The sequence below is a fragment of the Secundilactobacillus similis DSM 23365 = JCM 2765 genome (genome assembly GCF_001311075.1).
In the GTDB taxonomy this organism is placed as follows: domain Bacteria; phylum Bacillota; class Bacilli; order Lactobacillales; family Lactobacillaceae; genus Secundilactobacillus; species Secundilactobacillus similis.
In genome coordinates this window covers 1-20348 of sequence record NZ_BBAD01000063.1, presented here as the reverse complement: position 1 = coordinate 20348, position 20348 = coordinate 1, and the positions used below count along the sequence as shown (strand labels likewise).

Here is a 20348-nt window from a genome sequence, read left to right as displayed (position 1 = left end):
CGCAAAACTACCCAAAACCCGGGTAGTTCCGCGTGATTGCGCTTATACTTCACCTTCTAACTGCCTTGTTTCCGCACGCTACTGATTATACGACTCAAACACCACCTGATCCTCAAAGATACTCAACTGACTCACCCCACCATTAGCCGGGTAGTTGTCAATGGTATCTACGCCTAAGTAATCCGCAATGGTGCGAATCAGGGTGCCGTGGCTGACCAAGAGGATGTTTTCGCCCGGTTGGCAAAGTTCACGCAGTTTGTTGAAGCCGGCCTTCATACGCGCGACGACTTCTTCAGTACTTTCAGCAGTGTGAGAGGGATCCGCCTGCTTCATTGCATTGCGGGCTTCCTCTAAGCCGCCGAGTTCAATGAGTTCTTCTTGACTGCTCTTGCCATAAGGGGCAGCGATGCCGTGCCAAATATCGGTAGAGTTCAGACCCTCAAAAAAGCCAAAGTTAACTTCTCGGAATTCGGGTAACAGCTGGGTAGTCGGCGTTTGGCCTAACGTTGAGAGAATAACATCTCGCGTATCAATAGCGCGACCAAGGTCGGATGAAAATGCCCGGTCAAAGTTGATGCCTTGAAGCTTTTCGGCGGCCTGCTTGGCCTGTTCGATCCCAGTATCAGTGAGGTCGGAATCGATCCAGCCCTGCATCCGGTCGAAAGCGTTCAACATGGTACTGCCGTGACGGACAAGGTAAACGTTAAATGGGTTCATTGTGATAGCCTCTTTCGTGAAAAATGATACCCCCATTGTGCGGGACTTCGGCGTTAAATGCAATTTATTGCTAGAAAAAGGGCGCAAATTTCACTAAATTCTAAAATTTTATAGCATTTATGCCTGAGACTGGTCCAATCACGAAAATCCGCTACTTAATGGTGCTATAATAATCGTCAATAATAGGAGGGACCTGGATGGAACTTACAATTGCGATTGCACAAATAGACGTTGATTTTGGTCAGCCCGCGAAGAATTTTTCGAAGATTGAACCCTTTGTTGCGCAAGCTGCTGAGCAGCATGCCGACATCGTGGTATTTCCGGAGATGTGGAACACGGGATACGATTTGACTCGGTTGGGGGATATTGCCGATCCAAACGGCCAACAGACGCAACACGTCTTAGTCGCGTTAGCTAAAAAGTACCACATTATGATTCATGGGGGCTCAGTCGCGGTAAAGCGCGGCGACAAGTTCTTTAATACGACTTACGTGATCGATGCCAACGGGCAGGAAGTGGCGACCTATGATAAGGTGCACTTGTTTGGCCTGATGGCAGAAGATCAGTATCTAGCGGCGGGAAATGCTAAGAACCGCTTTGACATCAACGGGGTTGGTGCAACTAGCGTGATCTGTTACGATATTCGGTTCCCCGAATGGTTACGGACGCTGAGTCTCACCGACAGTCGGGTGATTTTTGTGCCTGCTGAATGGCCAACACCACGCTTGGCACAATGGCGGAAATTGTTGGCGGCTCGGGCTATCGAAAATCAACTATTTGTGGTTGCCGTTAACCGGGTCGGCAGTGATCCGGACAACCGCTTTGGTGGGAGTTCAGTTGTGATTGATCCACTTGGCAATGAAGTTGCCCGGTTGAATGATCAAGAACAGTTGAAGACGGTCACTATTGATATCGATGAAACTGATAAAATTCGGGGCTTCATGCCAGTATTTGAAGATCGCCGCCCAGACTTGTATGAATAGGCAATTTTAATTCCGTGTTATACTAAAAACGGCATCTTAATTAATTGGAGGCATTTATCACATGGCAAAAGTTGAAAGTTTTGAATTAGATCACACCAAAGTTTTGGCACCCTACGTCCGTTTGATTGCGGTTGAAAAGGGCCCAAAGGGAGACGCTATCTCGAACTTTGATTTACGATTAGTCCAACCAAACGAAAACGCCATTCCAACGGCTGGCTTACACACCATTGAACATTTGTTGGCCGGCTTGTTGCGTGACCGCATGGACGGTATTATCGACTGCTCACCATTCGGTTGCCGGACTGGGTTCCATTTGATTGCTTGGGGCGAACCAACCACAACGGAAGTCGCTAAGGCGCTGAAGAGTTCGTTGGAACAAATCGCCAACGACATCAAGTGGGAAGACGTCCCCGGCACGGACATCACAAGCTGCGGCAACTACCGCGACCACTCACTGTTCTCGGCTAAAGAATGGTCGAAGAAGATTTTGAGTGAGGGGATTAGTGATAAGCCGTTTGAGCGGAGTGTGATTTAGGCGAGAGTGTGACAAAACTCGTTTAGGTCCCAGAATATAAGCAAACACCCCCGTAAATTCCTGGTTTTGGAATTTGCGGGGGTGTTTACTTATATGGCCGGGACCTGAGTTTTGGCACACGTTTAGGCTACATAGCAGTATCGAGCCTAAGTAAAATCTTGATTCAACGGTGAGTCAAGACGCCCATTCGATGCTTATCGATGTTGACTCAAAAATGCGGCGTCATTTGCTTATATGGCCGGGGTCTGCGTTATTGAGCGCGTTTAGGCTATATAACAGTATCGAGGTCAAATAAAATCTCAATCAAATGACGAGTTAAGAAGTCAGTTCCATCCTTACCAATATAACCGAACGACCGCGTAACCACATCGCAGTCAAACAAAAACCAACAAAAATAGCGGCTACCGTAAACACTCAATCCGGTAGCCGCTATTTCTATAAACTAATCAAAATACGTTTTAAACATCTAAACATCAAACCTAACGTCCCCGACGCTTCTGCCGAGCAACAATCCCTGCACCCAAGCCACTTACCAAGGTCAGTAAGCCAGCACCAAGCGCAGTGAACCATGATGGTGACGTCTCAGAAGTTTGTGGTAGGCGAGTCGTTGCAGTTGATTGCTGAACATTCGGACGGTTAGCAATCGTTGAATTCGTTGTGACAGCCGATTGCGCGACACGGTTACCCGTTTGATAATCAGCAACCACAGTAGCAGCCGCATCGTCCGTCGTAACGGCTTGATCAGCCGGTTTTGGCGTCGGTTGCGTAGTGGTTGTCGATGGCTCTGAAACAACCGTTGCCGCTGGTTGATCCGGTTGTGTTGGTTGCACGACAGTTGGCGTTTCGTCAGTTGAAGGCGTGTCAACCGTTGAAGTTGTCCCACCATTATCAGTCGGTGTCACTGCCGGTGGCGTTGCCGTATCAGGTTCAGTAACGACCGGCGTTGTTGGTTGCGTGTTATAGGTCAACGTTAACGTCATATCGTTACCGTGATAAGTGCCGGCGACCGTTTGTTGTTGTGGATCAGCGAGTTGATAACCCGGAATGGTTGGGGCAGTTACGGAAAATCCGGTCCCCTGATCACCACTTTGAGTGGTTGGTGCGCTAATTGGTTGCCCGTTGTTGTCCACGTAATTGATCGTTAACTGAGCCGTCGCTGGGGTCGTTTCGACCGGAATGGTGTCGTAATGCAGTGTCAACGTCATTTGATCACGTGGTAGGTCCCCGCAACGGGTTGTGGTTGATTTGAACTGAGCGATAACCGTCAATAGCTGGCACATCGATGCTGAATTTAGTGCCTTGATCACCACTTTGAGTCGTTGATGGTGCAATTGGCTGGCCGTTGCGATCCACGTAATTAACGGTTAACTGAGTCGTAGTCGGGACGGTTTCGACTGGATTGGCGTCGTAATGCAACGTCAGCGTCATTTGATTGCCGTGATAGGTGCCCGTAACGGGTTGTGGATTGATCTGAACTGGGCGATAGCGTCAATGGTTGGCACATCGATACTGAATTTAGTGCCCTGGTCACCACTCTGAGTGGTTGGTGCCATGATTGACTGGCCGTTACGATCGACGTAATTGATCGTTAACTGAGTCGTCGCTGGAACCGTTTCGATTGGGTTAGCTTCGTAGTGTAGCGTCAACGTCATTTGATCGCCGTGGTAGGTCCCCGTTACCGGTTGCGGATTGATCTGAACCGGCCGATAACCAGCAATCACTGGCACGTCAATGCTGAAGGTGGTGCCTTGGTCGCCGCTTTGAGTCGTCGGCTTCGCAATTGGCTGCCCGCTCAGATCCACGTAGTTCACAGTTAACTGGCTTTGATTCAAGCCATAAGTGACCTGATCCATGCTGTCAGCGCTTTTAGCCGTTACGGCTGCGGGTGTGACCTGCGTTAAACTACCGCTAGGATCAGTGGTTGCCACAACGTGATAGCTTGAAACGACCGGATTAACAACGCCACTAAATGCTGCTGTGTTACCGGCAGTCCACTTCGAATCAGTTGGTTGACCAGCAGGTGTCAAAGTTGGCGCTTGCGTGGCGACACCATCTGAATAGTAAGTTGTACCAGCATCATTCGCCACAGTGTTATCGGTGACCGTCACAAATGATTTGGTCTGAACGCTAGGGGCTGCGACTGATTGGCCAGCCTGATCAACATAGGTGATCTTAGCGGTTACAGTGTTGACATCACCGGCGCGGTAAGTGTGAGCCAACGTCACTACGTAGTTAGTCGGTTGACCGGTGTCACCAAAGACCATGGCGGATTTGCCATCGGCAGTTAACGTGGCATCGCTCACGAGGCGGTACCCCTGTTGTTCATAGGCCGCAATTTGATCGTGACTGCTGTACGAGCTGGTTTGACCAGCAACGCCAGTTAAGCTTGAGTCATCCGTTGGGGTTACTGTTTTGAGCACTTGGCCAGTCGTTTGATCTTGATAAGTGACCGTGGCTGATTGCGCAACCCGGTAGAGCACGAGCACGCTCTGGTTGCCATCGATAAACGGAATCTCAGTCGCGTTGTTGGCCAACGGCGTCCAGTTAGTGGTGTCGGTTCGCGTTTGAACCCCAGCGTAAATGTAGCCCGGCAGGTTAGCAACGATCCCGTTATTGCCATAGAGGCTAATTGGCGTTGAGAGGTCACCGTTGATTTGTTGCTGCAACGGTTGCCCATTGTTATCCATGATCGCAGATACCGTGGTGCCATCCGGTTGGATCACGCCGTAGTTGACCTGAACCTGCCACTGTTTGAGGAAGAGCAGAGTGAGTGTTTGTGGCGCATCCGTGTAGGTACCGGTGGTTGACACCCGTTGGGCTAAGCCGTTGTTGGCAGTGTAGTCACTGTATTTACCAGTACCGGTCAAAATAACGCCGGAGAACACGAGTCCCTTGTCACCCATGATGGTTTGGAGCGCTGGTGATACGGCGGTTGAGTTGTTCAAATCAAAGTCACTGCCGACCGTTCCCGCCAAAACAGAAGTCGGATACAGGGATAATTGCTTCCCATCGGCTTGCAGCAATTGGTAGTTCACCGTGACGTTGCCAACCGCATCTTGGAACAGGTAGGGCTGGATGATCCAACCTTCGAAATTACTGTTCGCATCCTTCCAAGTGGTGGTAAAGCTGCCGTAATTAGCAGCGGTATCGTTTAGCATCTGTGACCAGGCCAACGTAATATCATCAAGGTTGCCACCATCGGCCGTACTTGGAAAGAGACCGGGATAGGTGCTACTTGTTGGGTTAAATGCCGTGATGGGCACGTTGTTATCTTGAAGGTCCTTCACGATAAAGGAAGGTGTAGTGTACGCAGCCGTCCCGGTTTTTAGCGTGATGGGTGCTAACAAGAGGTGTTGATAGGCCAAGTTCGCCTTGCTGACGTCGAGTTTCGGATCGGTTGCCAGTGGTGAAATGTCTGAAATTTGGTTGTAGCTTAAGTCGACCGATGACAGGTCCGGTTTGTCCGCTAACGCTGAAATGTCGGTCACAGCAAACTTGGAGATCCTGACTGATTGTAATTTAGTCAATGGTGCGAGCGCCGAAATATCCCAAAGGTTGGCATTTCGAAGCGAATCGCCCCAAACTTCAACGTTGATCGATGTGGATGGATTTAAGGCTAACGTGGTTAAGTTGGTGGCGTATTGCAAGCCTTCCAATGTTTCGGTGCCCATTAAGGTCATGTAGTTCGTCAACACGGTTGGGTCTTGATAGTTACCCTCATGCTGTTTCGCTTCCGTTGTTTGAATCGCTGTTAATTGACTCAACGTGTCCTTCGTCATCGCTGCCCGAAAGGCGTTAAAGTCCGTGTATTGGTCTTGGTAGTTATTGGAGTACAGAAAATACTGGAAGGCCTCATCCGGCATCCATTCATCTAAGTAGTACTTGTTCGTTTGTGGGTCAACGCCACTGGCATCGCTCGCGATTTGAGCAGCATAGTCCGCACCCTGCCAAGCGCCTTGCCCGGGCACTTTATCTAAGCTGGCGTGTTGATAGCTCCACTGTAAGACATCCGTTTTCGACACGTTAAACTTGTCGGTTGCCTTGATGACGCCGGTTAAATCACTCGCGTCTGGTGCGGTGGTTGAGATGGACCCAGTTGGGGTGGTGTCGGTTGTGGCTGCATCTGCAGTTGGATCCGTAGCGACTGGTTCAGCGGCGGCCATTCTGGCGGTGCGGGCGACTGGTGTCGTTGAAGCTGCCGTTGTCGCAGTGCTGAGTGGTTGATGCTGTTGTATTAGGCGTTGATTCAGTGGGATTAACAGTATCGGACTGAGTAGTGCCGGTACTTTGCGAATCAGCATCCGGTTGTGAGGCGACTGATGTCTCGGCTTGTGGCGTTTCGGGACTTTCAGTTGCCTGCGCCGAACCGCTACCAGTGGATGTGTCCGTCACTGGCGCTACAGCTGGCGATTCCCCCGAATCACTAGTTGCGGTTGGTGCTGAAGTTGAAGTTGAAGTTGCTTGCCCAAGGGTTGCTGTTTGACCAGTATTAGTGGTCGTAGTGACCGTGCTAATAGTTGGCTCAGTTGTTGAGTTTTCAGCTGCCATGGCGCGTGTCGGACTTAAAGTTGCCGTTGAAAACAGCATCAGCGACGTTGCCACGGTGGTGATCCCCGCAACAACCCAAATTCTCCCGTCTTTATACATCTTAAAATGCGTCTTTGTCTCCATGTTAAATTCCCCCTCCAAAGTTGACGCTGTCGTCATGAATCTCCCTTCATAACGACCTAGTGACGTTACCTATATTGTAACACTGGGCGTTTATCTAGTGATTAATTTAGAACTTGATTTTTGATTGAATCATCAATCAAAGGTCAATTAGCCTTGAAAAGGTGGCAATATGGCAGATTGCTTCACCTGTTTTCGAGGGTTTTAGGCCACGATGGAACAGGTTTCAGATAATTATCGGATAACTGAAAAAACAGCTGAGATTGGCCCAGTTCAAGGACGAAAATTCAAAGCTGGTTTTTAATTTTCCCACAATGAGGTGTGAGGTGGAATAACTCGGCCAAAACACTGAAAACGCTACCAATTTCAACGGGTTTGATAACTTATGAGCAATATAAAACGGATTACCAATGCTTCTAATGTAATTTTAATTAAAAGACAGCGTTTTAGCGAAATTTCGCGGCGTTTACCACTGATAAAGTCTAATAAATCGGGAATTCTCACAACAATGTGAGCTCGGCTAATCAAGGGTACCGTTGAAACATGTTTCACATTTTGAAACACGTAACAGGCCACGAATGCCCGTAGCACAAGGGCTGGAAACGCTTCAACATTTTCTGAGAATCAGATATGATGTGTTCGTAAACAAATGACCAAACAAAAAAAGGAGTTTTCAAAATGACAAAACGTGATTACATCGACACTACTACTTATACCCAAGCTGAGATCCAATACATGATCGATTTAGGTTTGAAGATCAAGGAATCAATCAAAAACGGTTACTACCCACCACTATTGAAGAACAAGACGTTGGGCATGATTTTTGAACAAAGCTCAACTCGGACTCGGACTTCAGCCGAAGCAGCCATGACTGAACTTGGTGGCCACGCGCAATACTTAGCCCCAGGCCAAATTCAATTAGGTGGTCACGAAACCATCGAAGATACCTCGCAGGTACTTGGCCGGATCCTTGACATTATTGGTGCCCGGGTTGACCGTCACCACACCGTTGCCGAAGTTGGTAAGTACGCTAAGGTGCCAGTTGTTAACTTCATGAGTGATTACAACCACCCAACCAAGAACTTGGCGACATCATCACCATGACGGAACACTTACCAGAAGGCAAGAAGTTAAGTGATTGCAAGATCGTCTTTGTCGGCGATGCTACTCAAGTTTGTGTTTCTACCATGTTTATGACCACCAAGATGGGGATGGACTTCGTTCAATTTGGCCCTAAAGGTTTCCAAATGAAGGACGACGTTGTCAAGATCGGTAAGAAGAACGCCGAATTATACGGTGGTAGCGTGACAATCACCGAAGATGCTGACGAAGCTTTGAAGGATGCCGACTTTGTTTACACCGACGTATGGTATGGCTTGTACGATGCCGAAATGGGCAAAGACGAACGGATGAAGATCTTCTACCCTAAGTACCAAGTTAACGCAGACTTAATTGCAAAGGCTTCAGATCACGTTCGCTTCATGCACTGCTTACCAGCTACTCGTGGTGAAGAAGTTACCGACGAAGTGCTTGATTCAGATTACTCCATTGTTTGGGACGAAGCTGAAAACCGGAAGACGGCGATGCGTGCAATCTTCGTTTACTTGTTAAACCCAGAATTAAAGTACGCCTCAAAAGCAGTTGCTGACAAATACGACGCTGAGTTTGAACTGATGCTTAAGAACGCTGTTGATTCACGTAACAACGACTAAACCCGTTCAAGCGCACTAGCGCCAAAGATTGGAGATTTGCATCATGGAAAACGGGAAACCAAAAAAGAAGTTTAGATTATTCGATGCCGTGCTCATGTCCGTGGTTGTTATCATGGTGGTTGAGTCCGTGGCACCAGCCGCAGCGATTGGGACCTCACAGTTCTTCTGGTGGATCTTCCTCCTAGTTCTGTTCTTCTTACCATATGGCTTGATTTCATCTGAGTTAGGGACAACCTACGTTGGTGATGGTGGCCTGTACGACTGGGTCAAACAGGCCTTCGGTGCCCGGTGGGGCGGTCGATTGGCCTGGGTTTACTGGATCAACTATCCGATTTGGATGGCCAGTTTAGCTGTTTTGTTCGCACAAGTTGCGGGAACGATTTTTGGCATTCACATGAACACCTGGGTTGCGATGATCGTTTAGTTAGCCTTTGTCTGGGTCGTTGTGATCCTTGGTAACAAGCCAGTTTCAGAATCCAAGTGGATCATGAACTTGGCGGCATTTGCGAAGATCTTTACGATCGCTGCCCTTGCTGTTTTAGGAATCTACGTTGCTGTGACTAAAGGGGTCGCTAACGACTTCTCGCCTAAGAACTTATTACCAGAAATGAACTTGAGCAGTTGGAGTAACTTATCAGTCATCATCTTCAACTTCCTCGGCTTTGAAGTTGTCGCTACGATGGCCGATGACATGGACAAACCAAAGAAACAGATTCCACAAGCCATTATCTATGGCGGAATTTTGATTGCCTTCTTCTACCTGATTTCAGCCTTCGGGATGAGTGTCGCTGTGCCAACCAGCAAATTATCCGCTTCAAGTGGGTTATTAGACAGTTTCATCCTGTTAATCGGTCACATGAACTGGTTTGTTGTTATAATTGGCATTATGTTCCTTTACATCTTAGCTTCTGAAATGATTTCCTGGGCCTTGGTGTGAACTACGTGGCCGATTACGCTGCAAAGGATCACGTCTTACCCGAAATCTTTGGTAAGGAAGACAAAAATGAGATGCCCGTTGGGACGGGTTACTTAAATGGCATCGTTGCATCAGTTCTCGTGGTTGCGTCACCATTTATCCCGAACCAAGACATTTTCTGGGCGTTCTTCTCACTGAACGTGGTTGCCTTACTGATTTCATACACGATGATGTTCCCAGCTTTCTTGAAGTTAAGAAAGACGGATCCAGATCGCGAACGGCCTTTCAAGGTACCTGGTGGGCCGGTAATGATTCAATTGATGACTTGGGTACCAGAAGTTCTCTTGATTTTCACCATCATTTTGACGGCCGTGCCATTGAATGGCAGTGCTGCTGAAATTTCAAGCAAGATGCCAATTTTGATTGGGACGATCATCACACTTGTTATCGGTGAAATTGTTGTTCGCTATGCCGAACATAAAAATAAAATGAAAGTCGCCTCGACGACTCAAAAGGAGCGTTTATCATGACGAAGACATTAGACAGTACCCCTAAAAAAGACGGATTCAGAATGCCTGGCGAATTTGAACCACACAAGGGTGTTTACATCCTTTGGCCAGAACGTCCAGATAACTGGCGCAATGGTGGTAAGCCAGCCCAAAAGACCTTTGTGAAGGTTGCGGAAGCTATTTCTGAATTTGAACACGTGACGGTTGGCGTTAACGATGCCCAATACGCAAATGCGCGGACGATGTTACCTGACAACGTTGAAGTTGTTGAAATTTCTAACGATGATTCATGGGTTCGTGACTGTGGGGCGACCTTTGTCAAGAACGATAAAGGCGACTTGCGGGCCGTTGACTGGACCTTTAACGCTTGGGGCGGCTTAGAAGATGGCTTGTACTTCCCATGGGACAAGGACGACCGGGTTGCGCAAAAGATGGCCGAAATCGAACACGTTGACCGTTACCGGTTGGACGACTTTGTTCTTGAAGGCGGCTCGATCCACGTTGATGGCGAAGGCACTTTGATCACCACTGAAGAATGCCTTTTGTCACAAGGCCGGAACCCACAATTGTCTAAGGAACAAATTGAAGAAGTTTTGAAGCAACATTTGAACCTCGAAAAGATCATTTGGTTGAAGAAAGGGATCTACCTGGACGAAACCAACGGCCACGTGGACAACATTGCCAACTTTGTTAAGCCAGGGGTTGTTGCCTTAGCTTGGACGGATGACGAGAACGATCCACAATACGCCATTTCTAAGGAAAACTTGGAAATTTTGGAAAACGCTACGGATGCCAAGGGTCGCAAGCTGAAGGTCGTTAAGCTGTACGTTCCAAAGCCAGTCACCATCACCAAAGAAGAAAGCTTGGGCGTTGATGCAGTTGATGGCACCTTGCCACGGACTGAAGGCGAACGCTTAGCTGCCAGCTACGTGAACTACTACACCGCTAACGGCGGCATCGTCTTCCCAACTTTCGGCGATCCTAACGATGAAAAGGCCAAGGAAACCTTAGCTGAACTTTATCCAGATCGTAAAATCGTTGGCGTTCCAGCCCGCGAAATCCTATTGGGTGGTGGGAACATCCACTGCATTACCCAACAAGTTCCTGAAAACTAAGCGTTAAAAACAAAAATAGGCTCATCCTTGAAACCAGAATTATCTGAAATGCAGCTTAATTTCTGATAATTCTGGTTTTGGGTTTTGGTAGCCAAATGCTGACTAACTGGTATTGGAGGAAAAGAATATGGCAAAACGACGCATCGTGGTCGCACTTGGCGGCAACGCAATTTTATCAAAGGATGCTTCAGCACAAGCACAACAGGAAGCCCTTCGTCAAACGGCACACTACTTGGTTCAATTCGTTAAACAGGGTGACGAACTGGTAGTTTCTCACGGAAATGGTCCCCAAGTTGGGAACCTGTTGCTACAACAGGCGGCCGGAAGCACTAAAACCAATCCAGCAATGCCGCTGGATACCGCCGTTGCAATGACGCAAGGCAGTATTGGGTTCTGGCTTCAAAACGCTTTGCAGGAAGAATTGATCAAGGCTGGTTTAACGAAGTCGGTTGCGACCGTTGTGACGCAGGTTGAAGTCAGTGAAGACGATCACGCCTTCGTTGACCCAAGCAAACCAATTGGTCCGTTCTACACTCGCGATGAAGCGGAAGGGCAACATGCAGAGCATCCTGATTACCGTTACGTGGAAGACGCTGGGCGTGGTTACCGTCGCGTTGTGCCATCTCCAAAGCCAGTTAACGTGGTTGAAGCCGACGTTGTTGAGAAGTTAGTTGACGCTGGGGTCGTGCCGGTTTCAGTTGGTGGCGGTGGCGTGCCAGTTGTCCGTAAGGGTAACCGGCTTGAAGGCCGCGAAGCCGTAATTGACAAGGATTTTGCTTCCGAAAAATTGGCCGAACAGATCCACGCAGATACGTTGATCATTCTCACGGCCGTTGATCACGTCTTCGTTAACTTCAACACGCCACAACAAAAGTCGTTGACGAACGTGACGGTGCCAGAATTAAAGCGTTACATCGATGAAGGTCAATTCGCCAAGGGTAGCATGCTGCCAAAGGTTGAAGCCGCCATTGATTTCGTTGAAAATACCCCTCATGGCCGGACCGTCATTACCTCGCTTGAAAACATTGGCGACTTCTTAGCCAACGGTGAAGGCACGGTCATTGCTCGGGTGGTGGAAGAACCCGTTCGTTAAGTGAAACAAAAATGCCGGGATAGGTTGATCACAACGGCGTGATCAGCACACTTTTAAGCTAAGTTGAGTGCTTCCTCTCTAAACTTGATCTGACTAACCGAAACTGTTGATATCCCGGTGCGATAAGGCTAACTCGCCTGAATTCCAAGACCAGGAATTCAGGGCGAGTTTTGCGTTAGACTGGTATTGAGAACGCTTTTAATTGAAGCGAAATGTGCTATGATAGTTGAGCAATGTTTGACAACGTTACCAGTTTTTGGGAAGCAAGTGCTGGTTGATTTAAAATCGTTTGAAATGCAGAGGACCCATTTTGTGCTGCTAAATTTAAGGTAAGGGAGAGAGACTCTGATGAAATTAACTTCCACACCAGCTGCAGATGGTTATCGATTGCCAGCCGCATTTGAACCCAATCGGGCTGGGTATATGATTTGGCCGCAACGGCCTGATAATTGGCGTGAAGGCGGTAAACCCGTTCAGCGGTCGTTTGTGAAGCTGGCCGAACTGTTAGCACGGGATGAATTCATCACGATGTTGGTGAATCAAAACCAGTATCAAAATGCGCGGGCGATGTTACCCGATTCTGTTCGCGTCATTGAGATGAGTAATGACGATGCGTTCATTAAGGATACGGGACCGTTTTACCTCGTTAATGCTGCTGAAGACTTACGAGCAGCTGACTTTAACTTCAATGCGTGGGGCGGTCTGTTAGATGGGCTATACTTCCCGTGGGATAAAGATAATCAGATTGCCCAAAAATTAGCGGATCTCGATGGTATCGACTTTTATAAACACCAACGGGTTTTGGAAGGGTGCTCGGTCATGGTTGATGGTGAAGGTACCCTGATCACGACTGAAGAAGTGATTTTGTCTGAGGGTCGTAATAAATCGGCTTCAAAGGCTGAAGCTGAACAAGTCTTTAAGGACTACTTCGGTGCTGAAAAAGTACTGTGGTTACCGGAGGGCTTTTTCTTAGACGAAGCCGGTGGTGACATTGATAACATGGTCAGTTTCGTTCGACCTGGAGAAATCGTACTGTCATGGACGGATGATAAAACGGATCCGCAGTATGAAATTAGCCACGCGGCGTTTGATAAGTTAGTTGGGATGACGGATGCGAAGGGACGCAAATTAAAGATTCATCGACTACAGATTCCTTCCCAGCTGTTATTGACAGCGGATGAAGCTAACGGGGTTGATCCCATCAACGGGATGTTGCCCCGGGTAACGAATCAACGCTTAACGGCGACTTACGTCAACTACATTACGACGAATCGGAGCGTCATCGTCCCAACCTTTGACGATCCACAAGATGAAGTGGCGCTGGCGCAATTCCGAGCACTGTATCCGGATCGACAGGTGATTGGTTTCCCAACGCGAGAAATCTTAACCGGTGGCGGTGGTCTACACACGATTTTGTTAAACGTACCAGGAAAATAGGACGGAGATGCTAGATGAATTTCTTTGAAATCGTTAATGCCCACTTAAGTTCGTTGACCAATAACGAACAAGCGTTATTCGACTACGTGGTTAAAAACATGAACCAAATCAAAAACCAGAGTATTCGAGAAGTGGCGAGTGAAACGTACGTCTCAACGGCGACCTTTCTGCGCTTCGTTAAAAAGCTGGGGTTTGTGGGATTTAGTGAATTTACAACGGTGATCAAATACACGTTGTTAAACAACGACCAGACTGAAGAAAAGCCATCACCGTTCACGGTGGCCCAAACCGATTATCGGGAAGAATACTTAAAAAATATTACGGAATCGGTTCGCGTGGTGCCCATCAGCAAACTACACGAGATTACGCAACGGCTGTCGATGCACCCAAAGTTGTATTTTTTTGCGAAGGGTATCAGCAAGCACGCCACGGATTACATTAACTACCTGTATACGATGGCAGGATTTGAAGTGATCTTTCCAATCGATCATGATTATCGGGTTGCGGCGCGGCAGCATTTGACGGCCGACGATTTAGTGTTTGTCCTAACTTACAACGGGACCGATGGTGAGTTTTTAGAGCTGATGAATCAGTTGATCAGCGGTCAAACGCGGCCGTTCATGATTTCGATTACTGAGCCGGATAATAATACGATTCAAAATTTAAGTGATATTAACCTCTATATTTTCTCGGATGCGGTTAAAGTGAATCAAACGGATATTAGTTCCCGCATCTCGACGATTGCCTTGATGGAGTTGATTTTATACCAATACATTGAGGATTATGGTGGTCGGGATTTCAATTTAGTGAAACGTAATCAGTAAGCTATAAAAAGCAAGTTTCAAAGTATACCCTTAAGGTCTACTTTGAAACTTGCTTTTTGTTTAGCATATTAGTTAATTCATTCAAACACCGGTTCATTCACCGCAAACTCCGGCGTCTCTCCCGACAATACCGCATCGATCATCTTAGCGGCAGTCATTGCCATCTCTCGGTTGGCTTCAACTGTGTTGGCGCCGATGTGTGGGGTGATGACCACGTTGTCCATCTGAAGTAGTGGCTGTCTTGGGTAAGTGGTTCTTTGGCGAACACATCCAATGCGGCACCCGCAATGCTGCCCTGTTGAAGGGCGTCGATTAATGCGGGTTCGTCACGATAGCGCCCCGAGCCAAGTTGATCAGCCCAGCAGTCGGCTTCATGAGGTCGAATTCCCGTTGACCCACACTGTGAATCGTTTCCGGAACGGCAGCGAGGTGTAAGCTGACATAATCGGCTTCCCGGAAAAGTGTGTCCCGGTCGACGAAGGTGCCAAGTGGTGTATCGACAGGTTCGCGGTCGTACAGCAACGTTTTGGTACCGAAACTGGTCAATAACTGCGCGAGAGCCTGACCAACGTGCCCAAAGCCAACGATGCCGACGGTGGCACCTGCAACGTCATGCCCCATTAAGTGATAGGCACCAGTCCAGTCGCCCTGACGCGTTTTAACGTTGACGGCGTTCATGTTCCGTGCCAGTAACAACATGTCCATCAGCGCCGCTTCTGCCACGCTGTGGGCGTTGGCGCCGGGCGTGTTGGTGACCCAAATGCCGTGTTTGGCGGCGTAATCAACGTCGATGTTGTCGTAACCCACGCCACGGCGGGCGAGAACTTTGAGGTTGGGCATTTTGGCGTACAAGTCGTTTGGAAGTTTTTTGCTGATCATCATTACGGCGGCCGCATCTGGGGCAGTTTCGAGAATCTCGTCCTCGCCCGGATTATCGACGGTCAGCACCTCGTAGCCGTGTTTTGCGAGGTAGTGGTCGGTCAGGTCGTCAGCAATTTTAGGCACGATAATTTTAGCAGTCATCTACTGTCAGTCCTTTATTAGTTAGTTGCAGTTTTGGTGTTACGGTGGCCACTGAGTGAACCTAAGTAGGCAGTGGCTTTCTGTTCGTCAAATTCATGCTCGGATTTGGCAATCACGATGGAAGCCAGTGAGTTCCCGAAGACGTTGACGGAAGTCCGGCCCATGTCGATGATCCGGTCGATCCCGGCGATGAAGGCCAAGCCAGATGTTGGCACACCAATGGTTGACATCGTTGCTAATAATACCACGAAGACGGCGCCAGTAACACCAGCCGTCCCCTTAGAGGTGATCATCAAGACCACAACGAGGGAAATTTGTTGTGCCAAACTCAGGTGGATGTTGTAGGCCTGAGCCAGGAACAACGCTGCGAGAGATTCGTAAATCGCTGCGCCATCCAAGTTAAACGAGTAACCGGTTGGAATGACGAAGGACACGATGCTCCGGCTGACCCCGTAGTTTTCCATCTTATCCATTAAGCGGGGGAGCACGGTTTCAGAGCTTGAGGTTGAGAATGCCAGAATGACTTCTTCTTTAATGACTCGGAATAAGTTGGTGATGCGTAGACCGAAGATGCGGCGGTAATGCCAAGCACAACGAAGATTAACAACGCAAAGGCAACGTAGGTCAGTAAGATGAAGACACTCAACGGCTTTAATGCAGAAAGCCCCATTTGGGCAATCGTTGAGCCAATTAGGGCGCAGACCCCAATTGGCGCAGCTTTCATAACCCAGTTAGTTACCTTAAACATGACTTGTGAAACGGCTTCGAGAAAGTCGGTAATGACCTTTCCCTTTTCACCAAGCGAAGCGGTCCCAAGGCCAAACATCACGCTGAAGAAGATGATCGGCATCATATTGCCTTCACTGAGGGAACTGAAGATGTTGGTGGGGATGATACCCATGATCAGGCTCCACATGCCACCATCTTTGGCAACGCTCTTCGCACTAGAGGTGTACTGACTGATATCAGTCGCCGTTAATGAGTGAATGTTGACCAAGTCGCCTGGTTTGAAAACGTTAGCGATAACCAACCCAAGAATAATGGCAATCGTCGTAATAATTTCAAAGTAAACCAGGGTCTTAACGCCAACTCGGCCAAGTTTCTTCGCATCGCCCATGCCGGCAATCCCGACAGTTAAACAGGAGACCACGATCGGTAACACAATCATTTGGATCAGGTTGATAAACATCGTCCCAATGTTGGACATGGCCGTAATGGCGGTTTTATTTTGGTAAAAGACCACCCCGAGGACCACGCCAAGTACCAGGCCAATCATGATTTGCCAGCCTTTGCGAAATTCTAAAATGCTTCGTTTTTTGCATACCCAATAATTCCCTTCAATCTATGTATCGCGTAGTGAAATAACAACATGTCATACCGTATCAAGCTGAGCTTAAAGTAAACTTAACGGGTATAACTCGCCAATTGTGATGCTTACTGAGAAAACGATTAAATTTTAAAAGTATCATACACCAAAATCCCGTTAAATGGGGAGGCAATGATTTGATTGTTGCGTAATTGTAATAGAACGTTCGGCGGGATGACGTGACTGGTGTCGATTAAGACGGAAGACCGCTAAAGGATGGGCGCTAGGTAATGGCGTTTGAGGTGGTGGTTTCGGATAACATTTACCGTTGAAATATTCTAATAAGAATAAAATCACCGTAATTCGCATTCGAAAAAGGTGAAATTGGCCTTTAATATAGTCGTGAATGAAAAATAAAATGAGAAAATAATGGCAATTAAATGTTGACATACTGGCCTGAAACAACGATACTTGGATATAACAAAAATGTATTATGAAAATATTTTAATAGTATATTGATGCGACATAAGCATTTAGAGAAGGGAAGTCATCGAAATGACAACGAAAGCAACCTACATAACTGATTCAACCGCATCGGAACAATCAACGACCGCTGCAGCTAAAACGGTCAAGTGGAACGGCCAACTACAAATTCAAGGCGTTGAGATCCTAAAGGGCGACGGCGGGATGATCGTCAGTCCAACCAAGGTGGGGTATATTATCATGACCTCAGATGATAAGGGATTGGAACGTAAATTTGCAGCCAAAAAGCGGAAACGCAATAAGCCGGGCGTGGTGTTGTGCGGTTCTTTGGAACAGGTTAAGCAATTAGCCCAAATGACACCAGAAATTGAGGCGCTCTACCAAAAGCACTGGGATCAAGATATTTTGCTGGGGTGCATTTTGCCTTGGAAGGCATCAGCTAAGGATCTGATTCCGGATGATGGTACCAAGGACTTGATGATGGATAAGCGTGATACGAGTTGCTTCGTCATTAAGTTCGGTACGCCAAGTGAACAAATTGCCCAAGAATTGTGGACGACCTATCATAAGTTTTCGTTCGCAAGTTCGGCTAACCCATCCGGCAAAGGGAACCGTGGTTTGGTGACGGGGATTGGCGAACGAATTGAAACCGCGGCTGATCTCATCATCGAAGCCAACGATTACGTGGCATCGATTCAACCGGATAAGACGATTGATACCCGCTATGAACAAGGGGTAATGGTGTCCATGGTGGATGAAAGTGGCGAACTTGTGCCAAAGCAAAACGGTCAGGTTGGCGTGAATCCGGCACCAATTGTGATTCGTAAGGGCCTCGATGTTGATAAGATCATGGCCAACATGAGTGAGATTTTTTCAACTTGGACGTATCAACACGGGTTGTACTATTAAATAAAAGCTTGAATTAAAAACGAATGCCGCAGACTCCTGATGTTGGAATCTGCGGCATTCGTTTTGATTGATTAATTGAGGGCAGAAAAAAGACCGCCGAGGCGGTCTTTTTCTAAAAGTTAGTTTTAATTAAGCAACAGTAACGTTGGCTGCTTGTGGGCCGCGGTCGCCTTGTTCAACGTCTAAGGTCACTTTTTGGCCTTCTTCAAGCGTCTTGTAACCTTCAGCATTGATAGCTGAGAAGTGTACGAAAACGTCTGAGCCGTTTTCAAGAGTGATAAAACCAAAACCTTTGTCGCCGTTGAACCATTTAACAGTACCTTGTTCCATAAGAATGAAACCTCCGTGCGCATAGCGCAATATATTTGTGCATTTGAAGACTTTTGAAATCGGGGATGTCATTCTCACGAACGTCGTACCAAAATTTCGAAGTAGTAAATACATTAGTACCTAGCTTAACAGGTCATTCCCGAAATAGCAAATGAGAAGTTCGCTTTATTGAAATAAAAGCGGGTGAATCGTTGTGAGGACGTGGCTTACAGTCAAAGATATTTAATTTTGGTGAACAGTCACATTAAATGTTAATTATCGTATTGTTGCTCTAACCTAATGTAGTGGTTGGAACGTAACGCGGCTAAGCCACCGATGAGCGCCAAAACAACGAGTAACCAAAAGTCGATGTGGCTACCAGTACGCGTTGCGGCTGCAGTCGATGACATCGTGAGTTCGTGGGCCGAAATAATGGCTGATAGCACGCCCGTTCCCAATGAACCGGCATATTGTTGCAACATGTTGAAGAGCGAGTTCTGATCGGCTTTATTGGCCATTGAGACGTGCTTGCTAGCATCGGACATGAGGTTACCGAAACCGAAATTGAATCCTAAGCGGAGCACGATAAAGAACACGGCAAGAAGGCCGAGTGTGAGGTGCTTGGTCAACGTTGCGAATAGCAGTGTCCCGATAATGAATAGGGTGTTGCTGATGGCAATTGGTAAAATAGCACCCTTGCGATCATAGAGCCGACCGGCAAATGGCGCGAGACCAGCGCCTAACAGCGCACCGGGGAAGAGTACTAATCCCGCTGTCATCGAGTTAGCACCGAGGGTATTTTCCGCAAAGATTGGAATCACGAACGAGATGCCGATGTTGGTGAATTGCAGGAGGAAGTGGTTAGTCAACCGAAGCCGTAAAATCGGCATCTTTAGAATTGACCAATCCAGTAGCTGGCGCTGTCCGTGACGCGTATGCCAGATGAATAGGGCGGTGATAATGAGTGAGACAAAGCCCCAAATCAGAAAGTTGCTGCTGGTAAAGCCGTGAGTCCCTGCTTGGTTAAAGATCCAAACAAAACCCGCGAAGATGCCTGAAATCAGAACCAGCCCGACAATGTCAAATGGCGTTTGGTTCTGAAGGGCCTTTAACGTAATCGTTCGGTCGCCAAGAACCGCAACAATCAAAATAAACGGTAGCACGCACCAGAAAATGGCTTGCCAGCTTAAATAGTGGTTCAATAAACCGCCGTAAGTTGGCCCAAGTGCTGGCGCAAACGAGACCGTCATGCTGGCGAGACCGGTGTAGACACCGAGTTGGAGCTTAGGTACCTGGGATAAAATTAGGTGAAACATGATTGGCGTTGAAAGACCAGTTGAGATGGCTTGGAAGAGCCGGCCAATCATAAGAATTGGAAAACTCGGTGCCAATGCACAAAGTAGCGTCCCTACAAGGCACGCGGTGATAGCGATTCGAAATAGAGTGCGGCTATCAAACCGTTTGATGAGGTAAGCCGTGGTGCCCATGATAATGGTGACTAGTAATAAGTAACCGGTGGTCAGCCACTGAATCGTTGCCAGTGAAACGTGAAGCTGTTGAATTAACGTTGGAAACGTGACGTTCATCGATGTTTCAATTAAGATGCCGATGAACGACAATAACCCAACTGACAAGATTGACAGTTGGGTGCGTCGAGAAATTGTGTCAGTCAAAATAATACCTCTTTCGTTAGATTACGAATTTCAGTATAGACTGATTGATTGACGATTTCATATGAAAAGTTTGGACAGATTGACGCTTGTGTCCAGCGTAAGTGTTGGGTGCGATTTGGGTGAAGGCTGTTTGTCG

The 20348-nt window shown here is 47.7% G+C and carries 15 protein-coding genes and 4 pseudogenes; 9 read left to right on the top strand and 10 right to left on the bottom strand.

What is annotated here, in order from left to right; all coding sequences use genetic code 11:
- Positions 1 to 78: 78 nt before the first annotated feature.
- Positions 79 to 717, bottom strand: coding sequence for a histidine phosphatase family protein (locus JCM2765_RS12325; protein WP_054736999.1), 639 nt, complete (start codon positions 715 to 717; stop codon positions 79 to 81).
- A gap of 197 nt (positions 718 to 914) precedes the next feature.
- On the opposite strand from JCM2765_RS12325, the gene JCM2765_RS12320 reads away from it, so the two are divergent.
- The gene (locus JCM2765_RS12320; protein WP_054736998.1) at positions 915 to 1700 is read left to right on the top strand and encodes a carbon-nitrogen family hydrolase; all 786 of its coding nucleotides are present in this window, start codon (positions 915 to 917) and stop codon (positions 1698 to 1700) included.
- 61 nt (positions 1701 to 1761) lie between these two features.
- Positions 1762 to 2235, top strand: coding sequence for an S-ribosylhomocysteine lyase (locus JCM2765_RS12315; RefSeq protein WP_054736997.1), 474 nt, complete (start codon positions 1762 to 1764; stop codon positions 2233 to 2235).
- Positions 2236 to 2714: 479 nt separating this feature from the next.
- Here JCM2765_RS12315 and JCM2765_RS12310 read toward each other — a convergent pair whose 3' ends face one another.
- From JCM2765_RS12310 to JCM2765_RS12295, 4 genes are read right to left on the bottom strand one after another with little or no spacing between them, the layout of a single operon-like run.
- Complete coding sequence (locus JCM2765_RS12310) at positions 2715 to 3440, bottom strand: MucBP domain-containing protein (RefSeq protein WP_054736996.1); 726 nt, start codon at positions 3438 to 3440, stop codon at positions 2715 to 2717.
- Between the two features lie 4 nt (positions 3441 to 3444).
- Positions 3445 to 3663, bottom strand: coding sequence for a MucBP domain-containing protein (locus tag JCM2765_RS12305; protein ID WP_054736995.1), 219 nt, complete (start codon positions 3661 to 3663; stop codon positions 3445 to 3447).
- On the bottom strand, positions 3660 to 6398 hold the full coding sequence (locus tag JCM2765_RS12300) for a MucBP domain-containing protein (RefSeq protein ID WP_054736994.1): 2739 nt from the start codon (positions 6396 to 6398) through the stop codon (positions 3660 to 3662). Before JCM2765_RS12300 ends, JCM2765_RS12305 begins: the two co-directional genes overlap by 4 nt.
- Positions 6385 to 6906: a KxYKxGKxW signal peptide domain-containing protein gene (locus JCM2765_RS12295; protein ID WP_054736993.1), complete on the bottom strand. Its 522-nt coding sequence runs from the start codon at positions 6904 to 6906 to the stop codon at positions 6385 to 6387. The genes JCM2765_RS12300 and JCM2765_RS12295 overlap by 14 nt, the downstream gene beginning before the upstream one ends.
- A gap of 675 nt (positions 6907 to 7581) precedes the next feature.
- Between JCM2765_RS12295 and ptcA the strand changes: the two are divergent.
- The 6 genes and pseudogenes from ptcA to JCM2765_RS12265 all read left to right on the top strand — a co-directional run bounded on the left by ptcA (position 7582) and on the right by JCM2765_RS12265 (position 14509).
- Positions 7582 to 8615: pseudogene (ptcA, locus tag JCM2765_RS12290) on the top strand (putrescine carbamoyltransferase).
- A gap of 43 nt (positions 8616 to 8658) precedes the next feature.
- Positions 8659 to 10061 (top strand): annotated as a pseudogene (locus JCM2765_RS12285) (APC family permease).
- Entirely contained in the window at positions 10058 to 11155 is a 1098-nt protein-coding gene (aguA, locus tag JCM2765_RS12280; protein WP_054736992.1) for an agmatine deiminase, read from the top strand. Before JCM2765_RS12285 ends, aguA (JCM2765_RS12280) begins: the two are co-directional and overlap by 4 nt.
- A gap of 127 nt (positions 11156 to 11282) precedes the next feature.
- On the top strand, positions 11283 to 12248 hold the full coding sequence (gene arcC / locus JCM2765_RS12275; protein ID WP_054736991.1) for a carbamate kinase: 966 nt from the start codon (positions 11283 to 11285) through the stop codon (positions 12246 to 12248).
- Between the two features lie 348 nt (positions 12249 to 12596).
- Positions 12597 to 13685 carry an agmatine deiminase gene (gene aguA, locus JCM2765_RS12270; protein ID WP_054736990.1) on the top strand — a complete coding sequence of 363 codons (1089 nt, stop codon included), beginning with the start codon at positions 12597 to 12599 and terminating at the stop codon, positions 13683 to 13685.
- Between the two features lie 14 nt (positions 13686 to 13699).
- The gene (locus JCM2765_RS12265) at positions 13700 to 14509 is read left to right on the top strand and encodes a MurR/RpiR family transcriptional regulator (protein ID WP_054736989.1); all 810 of its coding nucleotides are present in this window, start codon (positions 13700 to 13702) and stop codon (positions 14507 to 14509) included.
- Positions 14510 to 14586: 77 nt separating this feature from the next.
- Here JCM2765_RS12265 and JCM2765_RS17215 read toward each other — a convergent pair whose 3' ends face one another.
- The 3 genes and pseudogenes from JCM2765_RS17215 to JCM2765_RS12255 form a co-directional block, all read right to left on the bottom strand.
- Entirely contained in the window at positions 14587 to 14724 is a 138-nt protein-coding gene (locus JCM2765_RS17215) for a hypothetical protein (protein WP_156301784.1), read from the bottom strand.
- Positions 14664 to 15532, bottom strand: a pseudogene (locus JCM2765_RS12260) (NAD(P)-dependent oxidoreductase). Before JCM2765_RS12260 ends, JCM2765_RS17215 begins: the two are co-directional and overlap by 61 nt.
- Positions 15533 to 15549: 17 nt before the next feature.
- Positions 15550 to 16854 (bottom strand): annotated as a pseudogene (locus JCM2765_RS12255) (cation:dicarboxylate symporter family transporter).
- A 539-nt stretch (positions 16855 to 17393) separates the two neighbouring features.
- Here JCM2765_RS12255 and JCM2765_RS12250 point away from each other — a divergent pair.
- Positions 17394 to 18230, top strand: a complete 837-nt coding sequence (locus tag JCM2765_RS12250) for an L-threonylcarbamoyladenylate synthase (RefSeq protein WP_082405124.1) — start codon at positions 17394 to 17396, stop codon at positions 18228 to 18230.
- 129 nt (positions 18231 to 18359) lie between these two features.
- Here JCM2765_RS12250 and JCM2765_RS12245 read toward each other — a convergent pair whose 3' ends face one another.
- Entirely contained in the window at positions 18360 to 18560 is a 201-nt protein-coding gene (locus tag JCM2765_RS12245) for a cold-shock protein (protein ID WP_054736987.1), read from the bottom strand.
- A 251-nt stretch (positions 18561 to 18811) separates the two neighbouring features.
- Positions 18812 to 20215, bottom strand: a complete 1404-nt coding sequence (locus tag JCM2765_RS12240) for an MFS transporter (RefSeq protein ID WP_054736986.1) — start codon at positions 20213 to 20215, stop codon at positions 18812 to 18814.
- Positions 20216 to 20348: the final 133 nt, after the last annotated feature.

Bases quoted from the DNA above. Each gene is read 5' to 3' on its own strand.
- aguA (WP_054736990.1), top strand. From the start codon at position 12,597: ATGAAATTAACTTCCACACCAGCTGCAGATGGTTATCGATTGCCAGCC.
- JCM2765_RS12245 (WP_054736987.1), bottom strand. From the start codon at position 18,560: ATGGAACAAGGTACTGTTAAATGGTTCAACGGCGACAAAGGTTTTGGT.
- JCM2765_RS12265 (WP_054736989.1), top strand. From the start codon at position 13,700: ATGAATTTCTTTGAAATCGTTAATGCCCACTTAAGTTCGTTGACCAAT.
- JCM2765_RS12325 (WP_054736999.1), bottom strand. From the start codon at position 717: ATGAACCCATTTAACGTTTACCTTGTCCGTCACGGCAGTACCATGTTG.
- JCM2765_RS12295 (WP_054736993.1), bottom strand. From the start codon at position 6,906: ATGGAGACAAAGACGCATTTTAAGATGTATAAAGACGGGAGAATTTGG.
- JCM2765_RS12310 (WP_054736996.1), bottom strand. From the start codon at position 3,440: ATGACGTTGACACTGCATTACGACACCATTCCGGTCGAAACGACCCCA.
- JCM2765_RS12315 (WP_054736997.1), top strand. From the start codon at position 1,762: ATGGCAAAAGTTGAAAGTTTTGAATTAGATCACACCAAAGTTTTGGCA.
- aguA (WP_054736992.1), top strand. From the start codon at position 10,058: ATGACGAAGACATTAGACAGTACCCCTAAAAAAGACGGATTCAGAATG.
- JCM2765_RS12320 (WP_054736998.1), top strand. From the start codon at position 915: ATGGAACTTACAATTGCGATTGCACAAATAGACGTTGATTTTGGTCAG.
- JCM2765_RS12300 (WP_054736994.1), bottom strand. From the start codon at position 6,398: ATGGCCGCCGCTGAACCAGTCGCTACGGATCCAACTGCAGATGCAGCC.
- arcC (WP_054736991.1), top strand. From the start codon at position 11,283: ATGGCAAAACGACGCATCGTGGTCGCACTTGGCGGCAACGCAATTTTA.
- JCM2765_RS12305 (WP_054736995.1), bottom strand. From the start codon at position 3,663: ATGACGCTGACGTTGCATTACGACGCCAATCCAGTCGAAACCGTCCCG.
- JCM2765_RS12250 (WP_082405124.1), top strand. From the start codon at position 17,394: ATGACAACGAAAGCAACCTACATAACTGATTCAACCGCATCGGAACAA.